The sequence below is a fragment of the Mucilaginibacter sp. P5_A6 genome, from assembly GCF_056400585.1.
Genome location: NZ_JBFUKZ010000004.1, coordinates 275,492 through 293,352 on the forward strand (window position 1 = coordinate 275,492; position 17,861 = coordinate 293,352).

The 17,861-nt window shown below is 43.5% G+C and carries 14 protein-coding genes; 9 read left to right on the forward strand and 5 right to left on the reverse strand.

Annotated elements, in window-relative coordinates; all coding sequences use genetic code 11:
- The first annotated feature begins 228 nt into the window (after positions 1-228).
- The 3 genes from AC1DO4_RS06685 to AC1DO4_RS06695 all read left to right on the forward strand — a co-directional run bounded on the left by AC1DO4_RS06685 (position 229) and on the right by AC1DO4_RS06695 (position 5,320).
- Positions 229-1,929: a sodium:solute symporter family transporter gene (locus AC1DO4_RS06685; RefSeq protein ID WP_477414093.1), complete on the forward strand. Its 1,701-nt coding sequence runs from the start codon at positions 229-231 to the stop codon at positions 1,927-1,929.
- Positions 1,930-2,253: 324 nt separating this feature from the next.
- Entirely contained in the window at positions 2,254-4,074 is a 1,821-nt protein-coding gene (locus AC1DO4_RS06690) for a S8 family peptidase (RefSeq protein WP_477414095.1), read from the forward strand.
- Between the two features lie 34 nt (positions 4,075-4,108).
- Positions 4,109-5,320: a ComEC/Rec2 family competence protein gene (locus tag AC1DO4_RS06695; protein WP_477414097.1), complete on the forward strand. Its 1,212-nt coding sequence runs from the start codon at positions 4,109-4,111 to the stop codon at positions 5,318-5,320.
- 42 nt (positions 5,321-5,362) lie between these two features.
- Here the strand turns inward: AC1DO4_RS06695 and AC1DO4_RS06700 are convergent, their stop codons facing one another.
- A complete protein-coding gene (locus AC1DO4_RS06700) occupies positions 5,363-7,663 on the reverse strand; it encodes a PAS domain-containing protein (RefSeq protein ID WP_477414099.1) in 2,301 nt (766 codons plus the stop codon).
- A 313-nt stretch (positions 7,664-7,976) separates the two neighbouring features.
- Here AC1DO4_RS06700 and AC1DO4_RS06705 point away from each other — a divergent pair, with 313 nt between their 5' ends.
- Positions 7,977-8,216 (forward strand): hypothetical protein, encoded by a 240-nt coding sequence (locus AC1DO4_RS06705; protein ID WP_477404782.1) that lies wholly within the window; start codon positions 7,977-7,979, stop codon positions 8,214-8,216.
- A 38-nt stretch (positions 8,217-8,254) separates the two neighbouring features.
- Here AC1DO4_RS06705 and AC1DO4_RS06710 read toward each other — a convergent pair whose 3' ends face one another.
- A complete protein-coding gene (locus tag AC1DO4_RS06710; protein WP_477414101.1) occupies positions 8,255-9,475 on the reverse strand; it encodes a family 8 glycosyl hydrolase in 1,221 nt (406 codons plus the stop codon).
- 583 nt (positions 9,476-10,058) lie between these two features.
- On the opposite strand from AC1DO4_RS06710, the gene AC1DO4_RS06715 reads away from it, so the two are divergent.
- Positions 10,059-10,418 (forward strand): response regulator, encoded by a 360-nt coding sequence (locus AC1DO4_RS06715; RefSeq protein ID WP_477404786.1) that lies wholly within the window; start codon positions 10,059-10,061, stop codon positions 10,416-10,418.
- Between the two features lie 91 nt (positions 10,419-10,509).
- The gene (locus AC1DO4_RS06720; RefSeq protein WP_477414103.1) at positions 10,510-12,375 is read left to right on the forward strand and encodes a CHASE3 domain-containing protein; all 1,866 of its coding nucleotides are present in this window, start codon (positions 10,510-10,512) and stop codon (positions 12,373-12,375) included.
- A 117-nt stretch (positions 12,376-12,492) separates the two neighbouring features.
- On the opposite strand, the gene AC1DO4_RS06725 is transcribed toward AC1DO4_RS06720, so the two are convergent.
- From AC1DO4_RS06725 to AC1DO4_RS06735, 3 genes are all read right to left on the reverse strand, one after another.
- Entirely contained in the window at positions 12,493-12,792 is a 300-nt protein-coding gene (locus AC1DO4_RS06725; protein WP_477414105.1) for a hypothetical protein, read from the reverse strand.
- Between the two features lie 93 nt (positions 12,793-12,885).
- On the reverse strand, positions 12,886-13,602 hold the full coding sequence (locus tag AC1DO4_RS06730; protein WP_477414107.1) for a pirin family protein: 717 nt from the start codon (positions 13,600-13,602) through the stop codon (positions 12,886-12,888).
- Between the two features lie 94 nt (positions 13,603-13,696).
- Positions 13,697-14,269, reverse strand: a complete 573-nt coding sequence (locus AC1DO4_RS06735; protein WP_477404351.1) for a Crp/Fnr family transcriptional regulator — start codon at positions 14,267-14,269, stop codon at positions 13,697-13,699.
- 323 nt (positions 14,270-14,592) lie between these two features.
- Here AC1DO4_RS06735 and AC1DO4_RS06740 point away from each other — a divergent pair, with 323 nt between their 5' ends.
- Genes AC1DO4_RS06740 through AC1DO4_RS06750 form a run of 3 tightly spaced genes read left to right on the forward strand, consistent with a single transcriptional unit; the run spans position 14,593 to position 17,853 of the window.
- Positions 14,593-15,777 (forward strand): glycoside hydrolase family 172 protein, encoded by a 1,185-nt coding sequence (locus tag AC1DO4_RS06740; protein WP_477414109.1) that lies wholly within the window; start codon positions 14,593-14,595, stop codon positions 15,775-15,777.
- Positions 15,777-16,637, forward strand: a complete 861-nt coding sequence (locus AC1DO4_RS06745; protein WP_477414111.1) for a fumarylacetoacetate hydrolase family protein — start codon at positions 15,777-15,779, stop codon at positions 16,635-16,637. The genes AC1DO4_RS06740 and AC1DO4_RS06745 overlap by 1 nt, the downstream gene beginning before the upstream one ends.
- A 4-nt stretch (positions 16,638-16,641) precedes the next feature.
- Complete coding sequence (locus AC1DO4_RS06750; RefSeq protein WP_477414113.1) at positions 16,642-17,853, forward strand: DUF6786 family protein; 1,212 nt, start codon at positions 16,642-16,644, stop codon at positions 17,851-17,853.
- Positions 17,854-17,861 lie beyond the last annotated feature (8 nt).

A 17,861-nucleotide genomic window follows, 5' to 3' on the forward strand; every position in this document is an offset into this window, starting at 1 on the left:
GTAGAGCTAGGGCCGATAGAGCAAGAATTGTTAGAGCAAGGATAAAAGACAAAAGACGCAGACAAATTGGAGAATAAATTCTTCGCTGCACCCGGGATAACAAACTATAGTGAAACAAAAGTATATTGCGACAAAAATTATATGATACAAACATGCAGCCCAAGATGGGATTCCGGTTGCTTGTTTTTTAAAAAAAACTAACACAATTAAATAAATTAAACCCCCATTATGAATAAATTTTCAACCATTGATTACGTCATTTTCGTAATCTATTTTGTTGTGGTGTCCAGCTACGGTTACTGGGTATACAGCCGCAAAAAAAAGGCCAGTATATCGGCCAGCCATGACTTTTTCCTGGCCGAAGGCTCACTTACCTGGTGGGCTATCGGTGCTTCGCTTATCGCATCAAACATTTCGGCCGAGCAATTTATAGGCACCAGCGGGCAGGGTTTTGCTGTCGGCCTGGCGGTTGCAGCTTATGAGTGGGTTGCAGCTATCGCCCTTATTATAGTGGCGGTATGGTTTGTACCGGTGTACCTCAAGAATAAGATATTTACCATGCCGCAGTTTTTGCATACGCGGTACAACGAAACAGTAAGCTTTGTGATGGCCATTTTCTGGCTGTTTTTGTACGTGTTTGTTAACCTTACCTCAATACTTTACCTGGGTGCACTGGCCATTAACAGTCTGGCAGGCGGCGGCTATCTCCATGAGATTATTATCGGGCTGGCTATTTTCGCTTTGTTTATTACACTTGGCGGTATGAAAGTTATCGGCTTTACCGATGTTATCCAGGTGCTGGTATTGGTTGTAGGCGGTTTGGCCACTACTTATATCGCCCTTACTTTGGTGAGCGAGCATTTTGGTTTAGGCAAGGACGCTATGGCCGGCTTGAACGCTATGTTTAAAGATGCGCCGGAACACTTTAAAATGATGATGGCCAAGCCCAAAGCCGGAGCTTCGCAAGACGAAATCAATAAGTACCTGGCACTACCGGGCATCGCTATGTATTTTGCGGGCCAGTGGATTGTGAATCTTAACTACTGGGGTTGTAACCAATACATTACCCAACGCGCTTTGGGTGCCGATCTTAAAACTGCACGTACCGGGATATTGTTTGCCGGTTTAATGAAACTGGCTATGCCTATCATTGTAGTTTTACCGGGTATTGCAGCATATGTATTGTACAAAAATGGCGGCCTGCATCAGGAAATGGCATCAGGCGGGCATTTCAACTCAGATAATGCGTATTCGGCCATACTTGGCTTTTTACCTACCGGGTTAAAGGGGCTTTCTGTTGCAGCGCTAACGGCCGCTATTGTGGCTTCGCTTGCAGGTAAGGCTAACAGTATCAGCACCATTTTTACGCTGGATATTTACAAAAAGCACATGGATAAAGAGGCCACCGAAAAGAAGATGGTTATTGTAGGCAAGCTGACTATCCTGGCTGCCCTGATCTTCTCCATTATACTTACCTGGAAAGACCTTTTGGGTATTGGCGGCGAAGGCGGCTTTACCTTCATCCAAAAATATACCGGCTTTATTAGTCCGGGGATATTTGCCATATTCATATTGGGCTTCTTCTGGAAACGTACTACCGGCGCGGCGGCTATCGCGGGGATCCTTACAGGTTTCGGCATGTCAGTATTGTTTAATAATTATGCACCGGCCTTGTTTGGTCACGAAACATTGCTGTATACTGCCTTCCCTAATGGCAAGGGTGGTTACGAAATTCCGTTCCTGATCTGTATGGGACTGTCGTTCATGTTCACTATTATAGTAATGGTAGCCATCAGCTTTGCCGGACCGAAAGTGAACCCGAAAGCATTTGACATACCAAGGAGCATGTTTAAGGTTGATAAATCAACCCTGGCATTAATTATAATAACCCTTTTATTACTTACCGCACTTTATGTTAAGTTCTGGTAATATATAACAGTACAATAAAACTTTTAGGTTTACATTATATTTGATTTAGTCTCCCGGAGTGATTACCGGGGGACTTTTTTTGTATCGGGATGCTCCACAGGGGCACCTATATAACCCCGGCTTAACTGATGTTACCTATCAAACCGGTTAATCAATTCACCTCCAAAAACAGCCCTGATAACCAACAAATTGTGAATAAATAATTCTATTTGCACCTTGCCTGATGCTTTATAATATGCTAACTTGGTATAGCTTAACATAGTTTACAGCTAAACGATATTAAGCCTCAAATTAACATCAAGTTAAACCTAAATCCTTTCTTGTATGATCATCAATCCAGGATTAATAGAGGGCCTTATCTTTAAAAAATTCCAGCAAACGTTGCGCTTCACACAGGATTCCCCGGTTTTTCCTGATGTTTGGCTTGCCTATTTTGAACAACGTAAACAGCTCAAAAAAAGCCGGGTAGACCTTATTTTAACACCCCATAAAAATTCCTCAGCCTCAGAGTTATTCAGTGCATTGTCTCAAAATTTGCTGCGACAGGGAAAGCCGGAGGAAACAAACGGATGGCAACTGGCAACCAGTGGAGAATCTGTAGCGGCCTGTCTTACTTTTGAAGAACTAATATTGGTTGCTTTACCAATGACACAGTGGTGGCAAACTTACCTGTTTAAGCAGGGCATACCAACCGAAGATTATTATTGGCTTATCCGGCTTATAGGTGCAATTTTGTTATCGGCAAATACAAAAAAAACTCAAAGCGATAACCCTGTTGAAATAAAAGAAGAATTTGAAAATGCTTTTCATGCTTATTTTGATGAATTTAAACCATTTGAAATAAAAGCCCCCGTTACCTTATGGGCTATAAACCGCAACAGGCGCGCAACTTTAACCATTGAAAGATCGGTGCCGGCAACCAAAGCCGATGCCGGCCGGCGCTTATTTGAAATTGATGGTTCGGGAATTGCCTGGGCCGTACTCGATTCTGGTATTGACGCACGTCACCCGGCCTTCAGAAAAACAGATGTAACTACAAAAAAACCTTATGATAATGCTTTAGGCGAAAAAACAGACAAATTCTCAAATCATACCAGGATAGTAGCCTCATATGATTTTACAAGATTCAGAAAAGTGCTTGCAAGCATTCATAAGCAATATGCCTTTGACAAACCACGGCATATTCCTTCGGCCATCAAGTCATCTGGCGACAGCAATGATGCCGGGCTTTCAACTAACGAGGTTATGGACTTTGTTAAAGAAATAGATAACGATCTTAGAAACGGCAGGCTCCTGGATTGGTCGGTTATTGCCCCACTGTTGCGGATTCCGCATAATATCCTGGAATATTACCCACCGGTGCATCCGCATGGCACCCATGTAGCGGGTATTATTGGCGCAGGCCTAAAAGATGAAACTACCATGCAAAACATCATAGGGATGTGCCCTGGGATAGACCTTTATGATATCAGGGTAATGGATGATTCCGGATCGGGAGAAGAATTTAATATCCTGGCGGGTATACAATTCATTAGATGGATGAACTATCAAAGGGATGAGCCGGCTATCCATGGTGTTAACATGAGCTTTTCGATGGTGCATGAGGTGGCCAGCTATGCCTGCGGGCAAACCCCCGTTTGTACCTGCTGCGAAAAGCTGGTTAACGACGGCACCGTTGTTGTTGCAGCCGCAGGTAACCTAGGGCAGGCATTGTTTCAAAGCCCCGACGGCAGTAGCTTAAGTGCTGGGTTCCGGATGGTTAATATAACCGACCCAGGAAATGCCGAACTCGTTATTACGGTTGGGGCAACTCATCGCAACAGACCGCATGATTATGGCGTTTCCTATTTTTCGAGTAAGGGTCCAACAGGCGACGGAAGGCTAAAGCCCGACCTTGTTGCCCCTGGAGAAAAAATTGTTTCAACCAGTATTGATAACCGCATGGAACGTATGGATGGTACCTCAATGGCCGCTCCTCATGTTTCGGGTGCAGCTGCGCTGATATTAGCCAGGCATCGTGAACTTATTGGCCAGCCGGCAAAAGTTAAACAGGCATTGTGCAAAACAGCTACCGACCTTGGCCGGGAAAAGTACTTCCAGGGTTGCGGCATGGTTGATGTGCTGCGGGCCATTCAATCGGTTTAAAAATCAGTTTATCATTAACTAAATCTCATCTCATATGCTTTTCAGTTTAGAAGTTCTTGAAGCTAAACATGGTGATTGCCTGATGCTTCATTTTGGTGATCCTAATGATCCAAAATCTATATTAATTGATGGCGGCCCACCGGGCGTTTACACAAAAACACTGAAGCCCCGCCTTATGGCAATTAAAGCAAAGCTTGCCGGCGGTGAGCCCTTGCCCCTGGCCATGGTAATGATCAGCCATGCTGATGAAGATCATATACAGGGAATTATTGATCTCACAGATGCCATGACAGATAAATTATCTGAGCAGGAGCAACAGGATTTTATTATTGATAATTTTTGGTTTAACAGTTTTGATGATATAATCGGGAACCTGCAGATACCAATCATTAAAGATTTAAAGGCTTCTGCACATGCAGCGGATATAAGCTCCTTACAAATACCTGAGCTTGATAATGCCCCTGAACATATTGTTGCCGTAATTGCTTCCACAGGCCAGGGAAGGCATATCCGCGATAACATTGCCAAATTAAATCTATCTGTTAACGCGCCCTTTAAAAACCTTAAACCGGGTAATACCAAACTTGTTCGCGGCGATACCAAAACTAAAAGCTTGCACATCGGCGATCTGGAAATCATTGTAGTACACCCCACTGCAAAACGATTACAGGAGCTGCAGGTACAGTGGGATAAAGACCTTAAAAAAGCAGCCAAAGCAAAAAGCAAGGAAAAAAGTAAGCAGATCATCGTTTCGAGCCTTATTGATATTAATAATGATAAGTCGCCATTCAATTTATCCAGCATAGTTTGCCTGGTTAAGTTTGGGGATAAAAAAATGTTGCTTACCGGTGATGGGCGGAGCGATGACATATATGCTGGCTTAAAACTAAAAGGGCTGCTTGATGAGCGTGGCAAAATACACGTTGATATACTAAAAATGCCGCATCACGGGAGTAAAGCAGATATGACCCCGGATTTTTTAATGAACGTAACGGCAGATCATTATGTAGTATCGGCCAATGGTAAATTTAATAATCCAGATCAGGAAACATTGGATATGATGAACCAGGCTGTAAAAAAGGGAATTCTGCATTTAACCAACCATGACGGGGAACTGGGACTTAAAAAAAAGATGGATGATTTTGTAAAAAAACTAAGCAGCAATGGCAATCCTTTACAGGTGGCGTTCCGGGATGAGGCCAACTTATCATTTATCATTAACTTGGAAGACAAAGTCAATTTTTAACGACACCTATCGCCAGATCAAATTGTGGCTACTACCGTTGAGTTACGACAAATCCACAACATCGTTAATCTTGTTATGGATTTGGTATACTATGCCATCCATTTCATTAACGCATACTTTTAACAGCTCAAAAATTTCCTCTTTTTCTTCCTCGTTGTCGGCTATATCCACCAGGTTCATGAGGCCAAGCATGGTGGCTACCGGCCGCCTTATCTCGTGCGAGCTCATCCACGCCACCTCCTTCAAAAACTCATTCTGCCGTTTTATTTCCTGTTCCTTTTCTTTCCGTAGGGTGATATTTTGATAAACCGCAATGTAACCCAAATAGTTACTGTAATCATCAAACACAGGGGTCAACTCAATCGAAACCCACAAAGGCAACTTAAATTTAGTGTTGATCACCAGGTCAACCGAAAAAGCTTCGTGCATTATTTGCTTTGCATACATGTTGCTAATTTCGCCCCCATCCATGTATGGTTCCCTTAAACGCTCAAAGGGGTCCCGGCCTTCCATTTCTGCAAAATTAAACCCTGTAATATCTTCAAAGGCTTTATTGATCCATTGTACCCGGTTTTTAGGGTCGGTTACAATAATCATGTTGTTAACCCGGGTAATAATATCGGCCAGGCGCTTATTTTCCTGGGTCGACCGTTTAAGCGCGTCTATATCCTTAATTACGCCTATTAACCTCGTGGGCTCTTTTTGTTCATTGTAAATAAAATACCCCTGGTCCATAATATATTTATAATGACCGTTACCGCAATTCACCCGGTACTCGTATTCCCAGTTTGTTTTTCCTTCACTTTTTATTTTATGCTGACTTTCTTTAACCCCGGCAACATCATCAGGGTGAATTAATCCACGCCACCATTCCAGGCAATACTCAATCTGGGCATAAGGGATGTCAATAAGTTGGGTTAAACTGGTGTTGTAAATAATATGATTGCTCACGATGTTAAGATCATAGATAACATCCTTTGTGGCCTGGGCAACCAGCTCATATCTTTCTACAGCTTCTTTAAGCTTAGTATCCTTTAATTTATCCTCCGTTATATCCGAAAAGTAAATCGCGACCCCATCATCTGTTGGATAAGCTGCCAGGCGAATCCATTTTTTTAGCACGAGCGAATATTCTTCCTGCCTTACAATCACCCTTTCTTCCAGCGCTTTCTGATAGTAGGGATATAACCGGTTCATTTCTTTCGGGAACAGGGTAAAAATACTTTCTCCCACAATATTTGTAATCTTTTCATCAACCAGCTTCCTGAAAACCTGGTTAATGCGCGTGATATTCATATCAAAATCCAAGGCGAAAAAAGCATCGCTGATGCTATTCAAAGTATTTTCCAGGCTGTACAGGTATTTATTCCTTTCCATTTCCAATTGTTTCAGCTCGGTAATATCCTGCATCGAACCAATTAGTTTTAAAGGAGTAGGGTGTTCTTCGTCTAACCGGGCAAGCTGTCGTACATAACGGGTTTCGCCGTTTAGTGCTACAATACGGTGTGTAATGTCCATAGTTTTACCTTTGCCAATGAGGTCTTCCAAACCCCGGATCATCATTGGCCTGTCTTCGGGAAATATATGCTCCATGTAAATATCAAAAGCCTCGCGCCCGTCGTCTTTACTTACACCGGTAAGCATATACAATTCATCAGACCATACCAGTTTTTGAGTTTCAGGAAAATACTCCCATCCCCCAACTTTCGACATCATTTGCGTTTCCCTTAATTTTCTTTTCCCGCTCTGCAGGTCCTGGTTTATTTTCTCTAACGTTTGTTCAAATATCACCCGCTCGGTCATATCCTTTATCATAACCAGTATATTTGGCTGATTGTTAAAGATGATCTTATGCGATGTAATACTCACATAAATGAGGGTTCCATCTTTTTTAACATGCCGCCAGGTACCATTTAAATTCAAATCCCCTGCAGGCCGTTTTGCCGGTTCTCCATTTTTGGTATCATCCTGCGGTCTGATGTCGAGGATACTTTTTGTTAAAAACTCATCTTTGCTATATCCGTAGGCATTAATGGCGGCATCATTAACCGAAATTATTTGAAACTCTTCGTCATAGATCCACATCGGCACCGGGTTGGCTTCATACATATAGCGGTACTGGTTTTCGCTTTGCCCAAGTTTTACATCATTCTTCCTTATCAGGTAATATAAAAAACATCCGGTTGCTATTACAAAGAAGTATCCTTTGGCACTGCTGAACAATAAAGACTGGTATTGGGTAAAATTATGCAGGAAATAAAAGAGCAGCCGGTCGCTAAAAGTGATCCAGAGAAGACTGATTATAACATAAATAATAGCTATCCGGAAAGCGCCTTTTTGCATAGATGAGCGTTAAATTAACAATTAAATTAAACGGATTAAGCATATTATTAGTTACACCAAAACATGTTTTAGCTGTTATTAACGCTGCGGCAGATCATATTTAATCAACAATTACTTGTCGATAAATTAATTACAACTATTCACAAACGAATGGATGATATTGTTTTTTTGCGATTTCCTATTTCCCCTTTCCTTCTCAAATCACACATCTAACCAGGATTCCTTAAATTATGTTAAATTTTTTACCGCTTGCAATAATGAAATGGTTGAAACGTATTTTATAAGGTACCAGGATTTCAACATACATCATACTATGGAATACAAAATAAAATTAGCAGACGGAACCGCGCATATCATCAGCATTACAAGTGCCTACTTTAAAACATGGCATGTATGGAATATTAAATTTAAGGATGGACGGGCAGCCATGCTTTTTAAAATGGGCAGCGAATGGATGCAGCGAAATGAAGATTTCCTGGACGAGCACGTTTTAACGGCGATAGGCAACACTATTGATAAAATCATTCAAAGGCGCAATACGCTGTCGTTTTAAATTGAGGCTACCTCTGTTGGTGTTACTGCAAGGCCTCCTCACCCCTTCCAATAATTACCGCTTAAAATAATCATGTTGAGCATTTTTATGCTGTTGTCGTAATAGTCGTAATCTTTAAGTTTAAAATGCAGCAGGTAATCCCATGTGTGGTTAAGCCATTGCTGATTTTTGGCCCCGGTTGTGGCAGCTACGGCAAAGGGAGCAATAAAACTAAGTGCCTCGAAATAACGGGCAGGCAGGTCATTCCCCGATAAAGAATAACCTGCAGAAATGTTATCAGGGTTATCGTTCGTAGTTGAGCGGATCCAGCGGTTAATTTTGGTGGTTATAGCCTTGGCACGTGTGTCGCCGTACAATAAATAGTCGGTAGCTATGCGCCAGGGAACCCGGCAGGCGTTGTAGTTATAGTATCCATCGTACTTTGTTTCGAGATACATGGCTTTGGCCGGGCGCGGATGATGGTTCACCTGTTGAATAAAATCGGGCAGCAAACCTGCGTCCGGGCTGTATCGCTGTTGCATCCGGGCAAATAAGTGGTAGGTGCCGGCTATCACCTTATCCCAGCGCGCATCCCCGGTAGCGACTTTAAACGCCTTGAAATGCGAGGGCATAAAATCGGATGGGCGGGTATCAAAATAATCTTTACTATCCGCCTCAACCTCATTACTCAGCAGGATAGTGAAGGTTTTCTGGTTTATTTCATACCGCATAATATCGGCTATCAGTACCCTGGCTTCCTTTAAGTAGTTGATGTCGCCCTGGCTGCCCCATTGCTTATCTGCCAGCAATAAGGAATATGCTATATCCATATCGCCGTCTGTTGCCGAAGAGTGATCAAGGTTATTGCCTTTTACATCCTGTGCCCAATTCATAAGGTGTTGCCCGCTTTTTGCCGGATGCGCCCTGTAATAACGGAACAAAGCGTCATAAACCACCTTTGCTGCCGGATCAGCACCTGCCATGAGGACAACGATAATCATGCCATACCCCTGTCCTTCGGATACGCATTGTTTGTTGCCGGGCCTTTCAAACCAAATGTAGCTTTGGTTTTTGCCGGCTACCTGTTTTACATAGCGGCTTTTCCATTCCCGGTAAAAAGCGCGCACGCTGTTGTCCAGGTTTTGCCGGCTTACATGGCTGGGGATAATGCTGCCCGCAGTATAGGAAGTATGCTGCGGAAAAGGTTTTAAGGCAGGCTGCGCATATAAGCTGTAAAAGGCAAAAATCGCAACGTAGAATACTATAACCTTTTTTAGCATAGCAAATCTTTATGGTTAAGAAAACAAACCGTGCGTTATCTAATTAGTTTTTATAGATACAAGGTAGGCTTTTTACCCAAACAGCAGATCAGGAGTTTAGACAAAACCAAAAAAAGTTAAGTAAAAAGCGCCAACAACTGTTTGCATATTATTTATTATCAATCATGAATAATAATTAGAATAACCAACAAACGGTATATTATAAACTTTCCGCAGTGTATAAGCAGGTATCCGGCCGGTACTTTTCGTGTTTCAACATTACCAAAACACTCAACTTGTTCTGCTAAATTTTCTGCTAAACCTTAAGCTGCTATTTGCTTTACCTTTTATAATTAGCAGTTTAGCCTAAGGCTAAACTTTTGGCAATGTAAATTATTTGACGAAAATTTCATTTTGATTAAAACGGGCTACAAAAACACACATTCAGGTTAAATTTTTAATTAATATAATATTTTTTTAAGCAAAGCATTGCAATATTGTATTCAACAATGTTAATTTGCATAATAAAAACTATAAGCAAAATCGATAAGATATTTTAATTTAACAGGGATTATTAATTAATTTATAATAACTTCATAGCAGAATGATAAAAAAAATACTTGTAATAGAAGATGATGAAGATATTTTAGATTCAATTGATACCCTATTGAGTTTGAATAATTTTGAGGTGAAAGGAATAACCCAGACAAATGATATCATTGAAGTGCTGAAAGCCAACAAACCTGACCTGGTATTAACCGATTATATTTTACCAGGTATGAATGGCGGCAAAATTTGCCAGGTTATTAAAAACAATAAAGAGCTGGCCCACATCCCGGTTATTTTAATGACCGCCTATCATAAACAAGCCATTGCGATCGGGAATTTCGGACACGATGCCTACCTTCCAAAACCTTTTGAAAATCAGCATCTTGTTAACATCATCAATAAATTACTAAACTAAATGTAATTGCACCTTCCTTAACTTCAATCCCTCCTACTATTATTTAAATGGCTTGATGTAAATTTCTTAAAAAGTCAAATCTTCCATTAAAATGAAAATATCGCTTAATCGTAATCTGCAAATCGGGTATGGTTTTTCTCTTTTTATACTTATCGTTATTTCGGTTTTATCCTATTTAAGTATCCACTTCCTGTTAAAAAGCGCCAACCTGGTTGATCATAGCTATACAGTGATCCAAAAGCTCGAAAATATCGAATCAATCATGAAAGATGCTGAAACAGGTCAGCGCGGATACCTGCTTACCAAACAGGAGGAGTTTTTACAGCCCTATAACGGTGCCGAAACAAAAGCACTTAAGCAAATACAGGAAGTCAGGCAATTCGCTGCCGACAATCCTCAGCAGCAACAGAATATAGACGGGATCAAAAAAGTTTTAACAACCCGGCTAAGTATTTTAAAGGAATTACTGGATAAGAATAAAAATAGCCAAACTGTAAGCATTAACGACCTCAAAAAGGGCAAACTCGCCATGGATGCCTTAAACCAATCCATTAACAAAACCGAGGCCGTCGAGAGAAAATTGCTAAATACCAGGCTAAGTGCCTACAAAACCTATGCTGCTTATGTACCGGCTATTTTTGTAATTGGAGTTTTACTTGCCTTAATTTTCACGCTCATATCATACATGAGCGTTACCGCAATTATTGCCGGGCGTACAAAAATCCAAACCGAGCTTGAATATAAAGAGCATGAAACAGCGGAGTTAAATGAAGAACTGGCTGCCGCAAACGAAGAAATGAAAGCCATTAATGAAGAGTTGCTTGCCAGTAACGAAGAGCTTTCTGCATCGCAAGACATGCTTCATGCACTTAATAACGAGCTTGAGGAAAGGGTTATTGCACGTACGCAGGCGCTATCATTAAGCGAAACCCGGTTTCGCAAAATGATGCAAACCATTCCGCAAATAGCCTGGACAAATACTGCTGATGGCGACGTTGACTTTTACAATCAGCAATGGTTTAATTATACGGGCCTTACCATTAAACAAACCAAAAACCAGGGCTGGCGCGAAGTGATCCACCAGGACGATCTCGCCCACAACCTGCAACGCTTCCAGGCCATACTTGATAGTAAGGAGGCCGGGGAGTACGAGATCCGCGAAAAACGCTTTGACGGCGAATACCGCTGGCACCTCATCAGGATGGCTCCATTAAAAGACAACCGGGGCAAGGTGCAACTGTGGGTAGGTACCGCTACCGACATCCAGGAGATTAAGCAGCTGCAACAGCAAAAGGACGACTTTATAAACATTGCAAGCCACGAGCTTAAAACACCCTTAACCAGCCTTAAATCGTCTATGCAGATCATCTACTCGATGAAAAATAAGCTTTCGCCCGAAAAGCTGGACGACCTTATAAGCCGGGCCAACAAAAGTGTTAATAAAGTAACCTATTTAATTGAAGACCTGTTGTATATAGGTAAATTGAACCAGGGCCAGGCTGATCTGGATAAAACGCCTATCACACTTTCGCGCATTATTAAGGATAGCAACAACCATATCAAAGTTGCCGGAATTTATAAAGTGATCACTACCGGCGATATGGAGCTGCAGGTAGTGGCCGATGCCCGGCGTATTGAACAGGTTGTGGTAAATTTTGTTAATAATGCCATAAAGTATGCTCCCGAATCCAAAGAAATCCACATCAGCATAGCGCAAGATGGCGGTATGGCCAGGGTATCGGTTACGGATAAAGGCCCTGGCATATCGTCAGAGAAGATCCCCTTTGTGTTTGACCGTTATTTTAGGGGGCACAGCAGTAGCAGCCAGTACTCCGGCCTGGGGATAGGTCTTTACATCAGTGCCGAGATCATTAAAAAACACGACGGGAGCGTTGGTGCCGAAAGTACATTAGGCGAGGGAAGTACTTTTTGGTTTACGTTGCCGCTGCAGGCATAACAAGACTATCCGCTTGCAACTATTGCTGTTGTAATCAATATGCTTTCAGTGGAATAAGAAATCTCCATTTAGCTTGCACTAATTGAGTAAGCTGGTGATACCATAAAACAGTAACGTCTACTTCAGGGCCTCGTAAATCTCGGCTGCCAATAAACCGCTGCCGCCGCCATAGTGCTGCACAATCCTTATTTCGGGATTGCAATTACGGAAATAAGCGCGCAGCTGATCTTCTGATGCCGTTTCAATACCGCCGCCAAGCAGCACCAGGGTAAATGCCTGCCCTTCGAAAGCCCGCATGGCTTCATCATCAGTTTGGCAACCGGTAGCCATCCAGTCGGGGTTGTTGTTTACCAGCCGTACTACAGTTGCCAGTATTTCGGGATGGCGGCCTATAACTAATATTTTTGTTTGTTCCATTTGCTAATTCTATAGTCGTCATTAAGATGACTTAGGTTTTTATTGTATTTCCCATCTATCATCTGCACATCCGCATATCTGAAATCTGCACATTTATATGCTCATCGGTACATCCATCAATAAAAACTCAGCATCGGAGGTTGCGCTGATGGTGAACTTATCGGCATCCCAGATACCTAATGCATCGCGGGTGCTTACAGTTTGGCCATCGATCTCTACTTCGCCGCTTAGGATGAAGGCATAAACGCCATTGCCGGGTTTGTGGATAGTATAGTCAACGGTTACCCCCTTATCAAACTTACCCAGGTTAAACCATGCATCCTGGTGAATCCATACGCCCGCATCATCCGGGTTTGGCGATAATACCTGCTGCAGTTTGTTATAACGGTCGGCAAGGTCAAGAGTGATCTGATCATACCGCGGTTCAACGTTACGTTTGTTGGGGTATAACCAGATTTGCAAAAATTTTACGCGTTTATCTTTATCCTGGTTGTATTCGCTATGGTATATACCGGTACCGGCGCTCATAGCCTGTATGTCGCCATTTTTAATTACGGCGGTATTGTTCATGCTGTCTTTGTGTTCCAGGCCGCCTTCCAGGGGAATGCTGATGATCTCCATATTATCATGCGGGTGTTTGCCAAATCCCATGCCTGCATCTACGGTATCGTCGTTTAAAACACGCAGTGCGCCAAAACTCATCCTATCAGGATTATAATAACTGCCGAAGCTGAAAGAGTGATAACTGCTTAACCAGCCGTGGTTTGCATGGCCCCGTGTTTTGGCCTTATGTAATATAGTTTGTGCCATGATGTTTTTCTTTTTTGTTGGTATAAAGATACTGCAGGCATTGGTAAGGGAAGTTAATCTAGGTTAAGAATTAACATGAATTTAACAAATTGAATTAGTGTCTATTTTTCATCCTGCTAAAAAACTCCGGGGTAACCCCTATATACGATGCTATTTGCTTTTGAGGCAGGGTATAAATCAGCGTTGGGTAACGTTTGCAAAAGTTGTTGTAACGGTCCTCGGCGGTAAGACTGAGACCATCTATGAGGCGCTGCTGACTGGCAACCAGCGAGTTCTCCACCAATACCCTGAAAAAGTGCTCGAATTTGGGGATTTGCTGGTATAGTTTTTCCTGGTTGGTTTTGCTAAGCAGCAGTACCTGTGTATCTTCCAGCGCCTCGATGTTGAGGATCCCCGGCTTTTGGCTGATGAGGCTGTACATATCGGCCATCCACCAATCTGGCGGGGCAAAGCTCAACACGTGCTCTATGCCGTTTTTATCTACAGTAAACCCGCGCAGGCAGCCCGAAGTTACAAATGCCGAATGTTTGCAGATATCCCCGTCGCTAAGCCAAAATTGTTTGCGCTTAATGGTTTGGGGCTTAAGCATGGCCGTAAAAATGGCCTGCTCCTCGTTGGTGAGGTGGATATGTTTGGCAACGTTATTAAGGATGAGTGTAAACGGCATATACAAAAATGTGTTTTTTTAGACTGATTGCGGTATGTAACATTAATATTATTATTGGGGTTGAGGTTTCTCCTGTTGATAAATGTAAATTAGCTTTTGTAAGAAAAGGATAGCCTACCGGCGGAGATTTAGAGGGGGCTGGCTATGCCAATGCTAAAATCCTTGTATGTTATGCTGATAAAGCAGGATATATTAAACGGAAATTATTTTTATGATTGTGACCGGCTTTATCTTATTGTGCATGAAGCAGGCCTTACAGCAAATAAACAGGTATTGCATTTACCAATTAATGCAATATTGATTTTTACTAACAGATAACCTATATGTTAAAAATTAAAAATAATGTTTTTTTATTAAGCTGCATGTCTGTTTTGCTCGTATCATCTGCCGCGTTTGCACAAAAGAAATTTAATGGATTGGACGTTGGCCTGGGCAACCTTTACCGCACCAGCGACGCCAAAACACGATCGATAAGTCCGGAGAATTTTACGGGCGAGAAGGGTAAGGGTGGCATGGCCACCACCGGCACAGGCAGCAATGCCTCGCGCGATCTGGGCCAAACCTGGAAGGTAAGTCCGAGTGTAGTGATCAAAAAACATACAACCTTCACCATTGCCGAAATTAATGAGAGCGGCGCGATACAGCATATCTGGATGACACCTACCGGCAACTGGCGCTACAGCATCCTGCGCTTTTATTGGGACGATGAAACCACTCCTTCAGTTGAGGTGCCTGTGGGCGATTTCTTTTGCATGGGCTGGGGTAAGTATTCGCCCCTGTCGTCATTGGCGGTGGCGGTGAACCCGGGCAGCGCATTTAATTGTTACTGGCCTATGCCCTTCCGTAAAAAATGCCGCATCACCATGGAGAATATCGACGATAACGATATGGTGCTGTATTACCAGGTGGATTATACATTGACAGACATCCCCGATGATGCCGGGTATTTTCATGCTCAGTTTCGCCGTACCAACCCGCTGCCTTACAAAAAAGATTATGTTTTGGTAGATAGCATTGTGGGCAAAGGACAGTATGTGGGAACTTACCTGGCCTATGGCAGCAACAAAAATGGCTGGTGGGGCGAAGGCGAGATCAAATTTTTCATGGATGGCGATACCAAATTCCCCACCATAAACGGTACTGGTACGGAGGATTATTTTTGCGGATCATATGATTTTGATACCCGCCACAAGGATGCCGGCGGCAAAGAGCAAGACCATACCGAATACACCGAATTTAACACCCCATACAGCGGCCTGCCGCAGGTGATCCGTGGCGACGGGCATTATAACATTGCCCAACGTTTTGGTTTATACCGCTGGCATATTGTTGACCCCATCCGCTTTGAAAAAAGCCTGAAGGTTACCATACAGGCCCTGGGCTGGCGGCACGACGGGCGGTACATGCCTTTGCAGGATGATATTGCCTCAACCGTGTTCTGGTACCAAACCGGGGCACATACCCCTTTCCCTAAATTACCCTCACGCGACGAACTGGAAGTAAACTGATGAAACTATATAAAACCACCAAAGGAATAATCCTGGAACATGCCGGGGCCGCCTATATTGTTGACGACCAGTGGGACGCCCTTGTTAACCGGGATAACCTGGCCGCATACCTGCAGGAGATCATAGATGATACCACAGCCCTGGGCGCCGATGTGCAGCGCGAGTTTTTAAACGGACAACTACTGCCCCCCATCGGCACACAGGAAGTTTGGGCGGCGGGAGTTACCTACCTCAAAAGCAGGGATGCCCGCATGGAGGAGTCGGAAAGCTCGGGCGGGGCAAGTTTGTATGATAAGGTTTATGATGCCCCAAGGCCCGAGTTGTTCTTTAAAGCCACAACGCAAAGGGTTTCGGGCCATGGCGCCGAGGTTTATATCCGCAAGGATTCGGAATGGAATGTGCCCGAGCCGGAGCTGACACTGTATATTAACTCCAAGGGGAACATCCAGGGCTATACCATCGGCAACGATATGAGCTCGCGGAGTATCGAGGGTGAGAACGCTTTGTACCTACCCCAGGCCAAGATTTACGAAAAAAGCGCGGCTTTAGGCCCCTGTTTATATGTAAGCTCAAACCCTATACCGGGCGAATCGGCGATAAAGCTGGTGATAAAAAGGGATGGCATTGCTGTTTATGAGGATGAAACTACCATATCCCGCATCAAGCGTTCTTTTACCGAACTGGTGGGTTATTTATACGCCGAATGTGATTTTCCGCAGGGATGTTTTTTAATGACCGGTACCTGCCTGGTGCCACCGCCAACCTTCACTTTACAAGTGGGCGATGAGGTGGTTATTGCCATCGATAATATCGGCACAATGATCAATATTATCGGCATCAACCCCAAGCATAAATTGTAAAGCCATGATGACTTTAAAAATTTCTTCTTTTATGCTGATGGCTGCGGGCTTTGCATCATGTACCATGCGGATGCCGCCGGCTACCAAAGGCAGCTTTAGGTACGACCTGGAATTTTTAAAGAAACATGGCACTGTTGTGGTTTTGAAAACCAAAGACAGTAGTGCACGCGTAATCGTATCCCCCAAATACCAGGGGAAAGTATTTACCTCAACAGCTGATGGTTTGGATGGCAACAGCTTCGGCTGGATAAACTATAAAACCTTCGAGCTTAAACAATCCGACCCGCACATGAACGCCTATGGTGGCGAAGACCGCCTGTGGCTTGGCCCCGAAGGCGGCAGGTTCTCGCTGTTCTTCAAGCCGGGCGCCAAAATGGAGTTTGATAACTGGCATACACCCGCCGCAATTGATTACGAAAGCTGGGAACTGGTTTCCTCATCGGATAAAAAGGTATCCATGAGCAAAGCCACTCAAATGCAAAACTACGCGGGCACACAGCTTAACATGAAACTGGAGCGTGATATCGAAATCCTGGAGCCCGAGGTGATTAACCAACTGCTGGGCATCAGTACAAATGATTCTGTAAAATCTGTAGGCTTTAGCACTTTAAATACCATCATTAATGCGGGCGATAAGGCCTGGGATAAAACAACCGGCGCCCCCTGCTTATGGAACCTGGATATGTTTAGTCCATCATCCAAAACGGTTATCGTGGTGCCTTATGAAGATAAAGCAACTGGCAAAGTAGCCACTACCAATTATTTTGGCGAGATAGCCAAAGACCGGATCACCTACAGCAACGGGATCCTGCTATTTAAGGCCGATGGTAAATCGCGCGGTAAGCTGGGCATCCCGCCAAACCGGGCCAAAAACATGGCAGGCAGCTACGATGATAGCAATAAGGTATTAACCCTAACCGTTTTTGACCTGGATAGCGGCGCCGATTACCTGAACCAGGAATGGAAACCCGATACCGCCCCCTTTACCGGCGACGCGGTGAATGCCTACAACGACGGGCCGCTGGCAGACGGCAAGCAAATGGGGCCTTTTTACGAAATTGAAAGTGTATCGCCCGCCGCGTTTTTGAAGCCCGGCGAAAAACTAACGCACAAACACAGCGTATTTCATTTTACAGGGGATGAAAAGGCCCTGAATAGTATCGCCCTGAAAACTTTGGGCATTTCAATTAAGGATATCAAATCAGCATTAAAATAAAACCAATA

Bases quoted from the DNA above. Each gene is read 5' to 3' on its own strand.
- AC1DO4_RS06700 (WP_477414099.1), bottom strand. From the start codon at position 7,663: ATGCAAAAAGGCGCTTTCCGGATAGCTATTATTTATGTTATAATCAGT.
- AC1DO4_RS06745 (WP_477414111.1), top strand. From the start codon at position 15,777: ATGAAACTATATAAAACCACCAAAGGAATAATCCTGGAACATGCCGGG.
- AC1DO4_RS06710 (WP_477414101.1), bottom strand. From the start codon at position 9,475: ATGCTAAAAAAGGTTATAGTATTCTACGTTGCGATTTTTGCCTTTTAC.
- AC1DO4_RS06750 (WP_477414113.1), top strand. From the start codon at position 16,642: ATGATGACTTTAAAAATTTCTTCTTTTATGCTGATGGCTGCGGGCTTT.
- AC1DO4_RS06715 (WP_477404786.1), top strand. From the start codon at position 10,059: ATGATAAAAAAAATACTTGTAATAGAAGATGATGAAGATATTTTAGAT.
- AC1DO4_RS06735 (WP_477404351.1), bottom strand. From the start codon at position 14,269: ATGCCGTTTACACTCATCCTTAATAACGTTGCCAAACATATCCACCTC.
- AC1DO4_RS06720 (WP_477414103.1), top strand. From the start codon at position 10,510: ATGAAAATATCGCTTAATCGTAATCTGCAAATCGGGTATGGTTTTTCT.
- AC1DO4_RS06730 (WP_477414107.1), bottom strand. From the start codon at position 13,602: ATGGCACAAACTATATTACATAAGGCCAAAACACGGGGCCATGCAAAC.
- AC1DO4_RS06695 (WP_477414097.1), top strand. From the start codon at position 4,109: ATGCTTTTCAGTTTAGAAGTTCTTGAAGCTAAACATGGTGATTGCCTG.
- AC1DO4_RS06685 (WP_477414093.1), top strand. From the start codon at position 229: ATGAATAAATTTTCAACCATTGATTACGTCATTTTCGTAATCTATTTT.
- AC1DO4_RS06705 (WP_477404782.1), top strand. From the start codon at position 7,977: ATGGAATACAAAATAAAATTAGCAGACGGAACCGCGCATATCATCAGC.
- AC1DO4_RS06725 (WP_477414105.1), bottom strand. From the start codon at position 12,792: ATGGAACAAACAAAAATATTAGTTATAGGCCGCCATCCCGAAATACTG.
- AC1DO4_RS06740 (WP_477414109.1), top strand. From the start codon at position 14,593: ATGTTAAAAATTAAAAATAATGTTTTTTTATTAAGCTGCATGTCTGTT.
- AC1DO4_RS06690 (WP_477414095.1), top strand. From the start codon at position 2,254: ATGATCATCAATCCAGGATTAATAGAGGGCCTTATCTTTAAAAAATTC.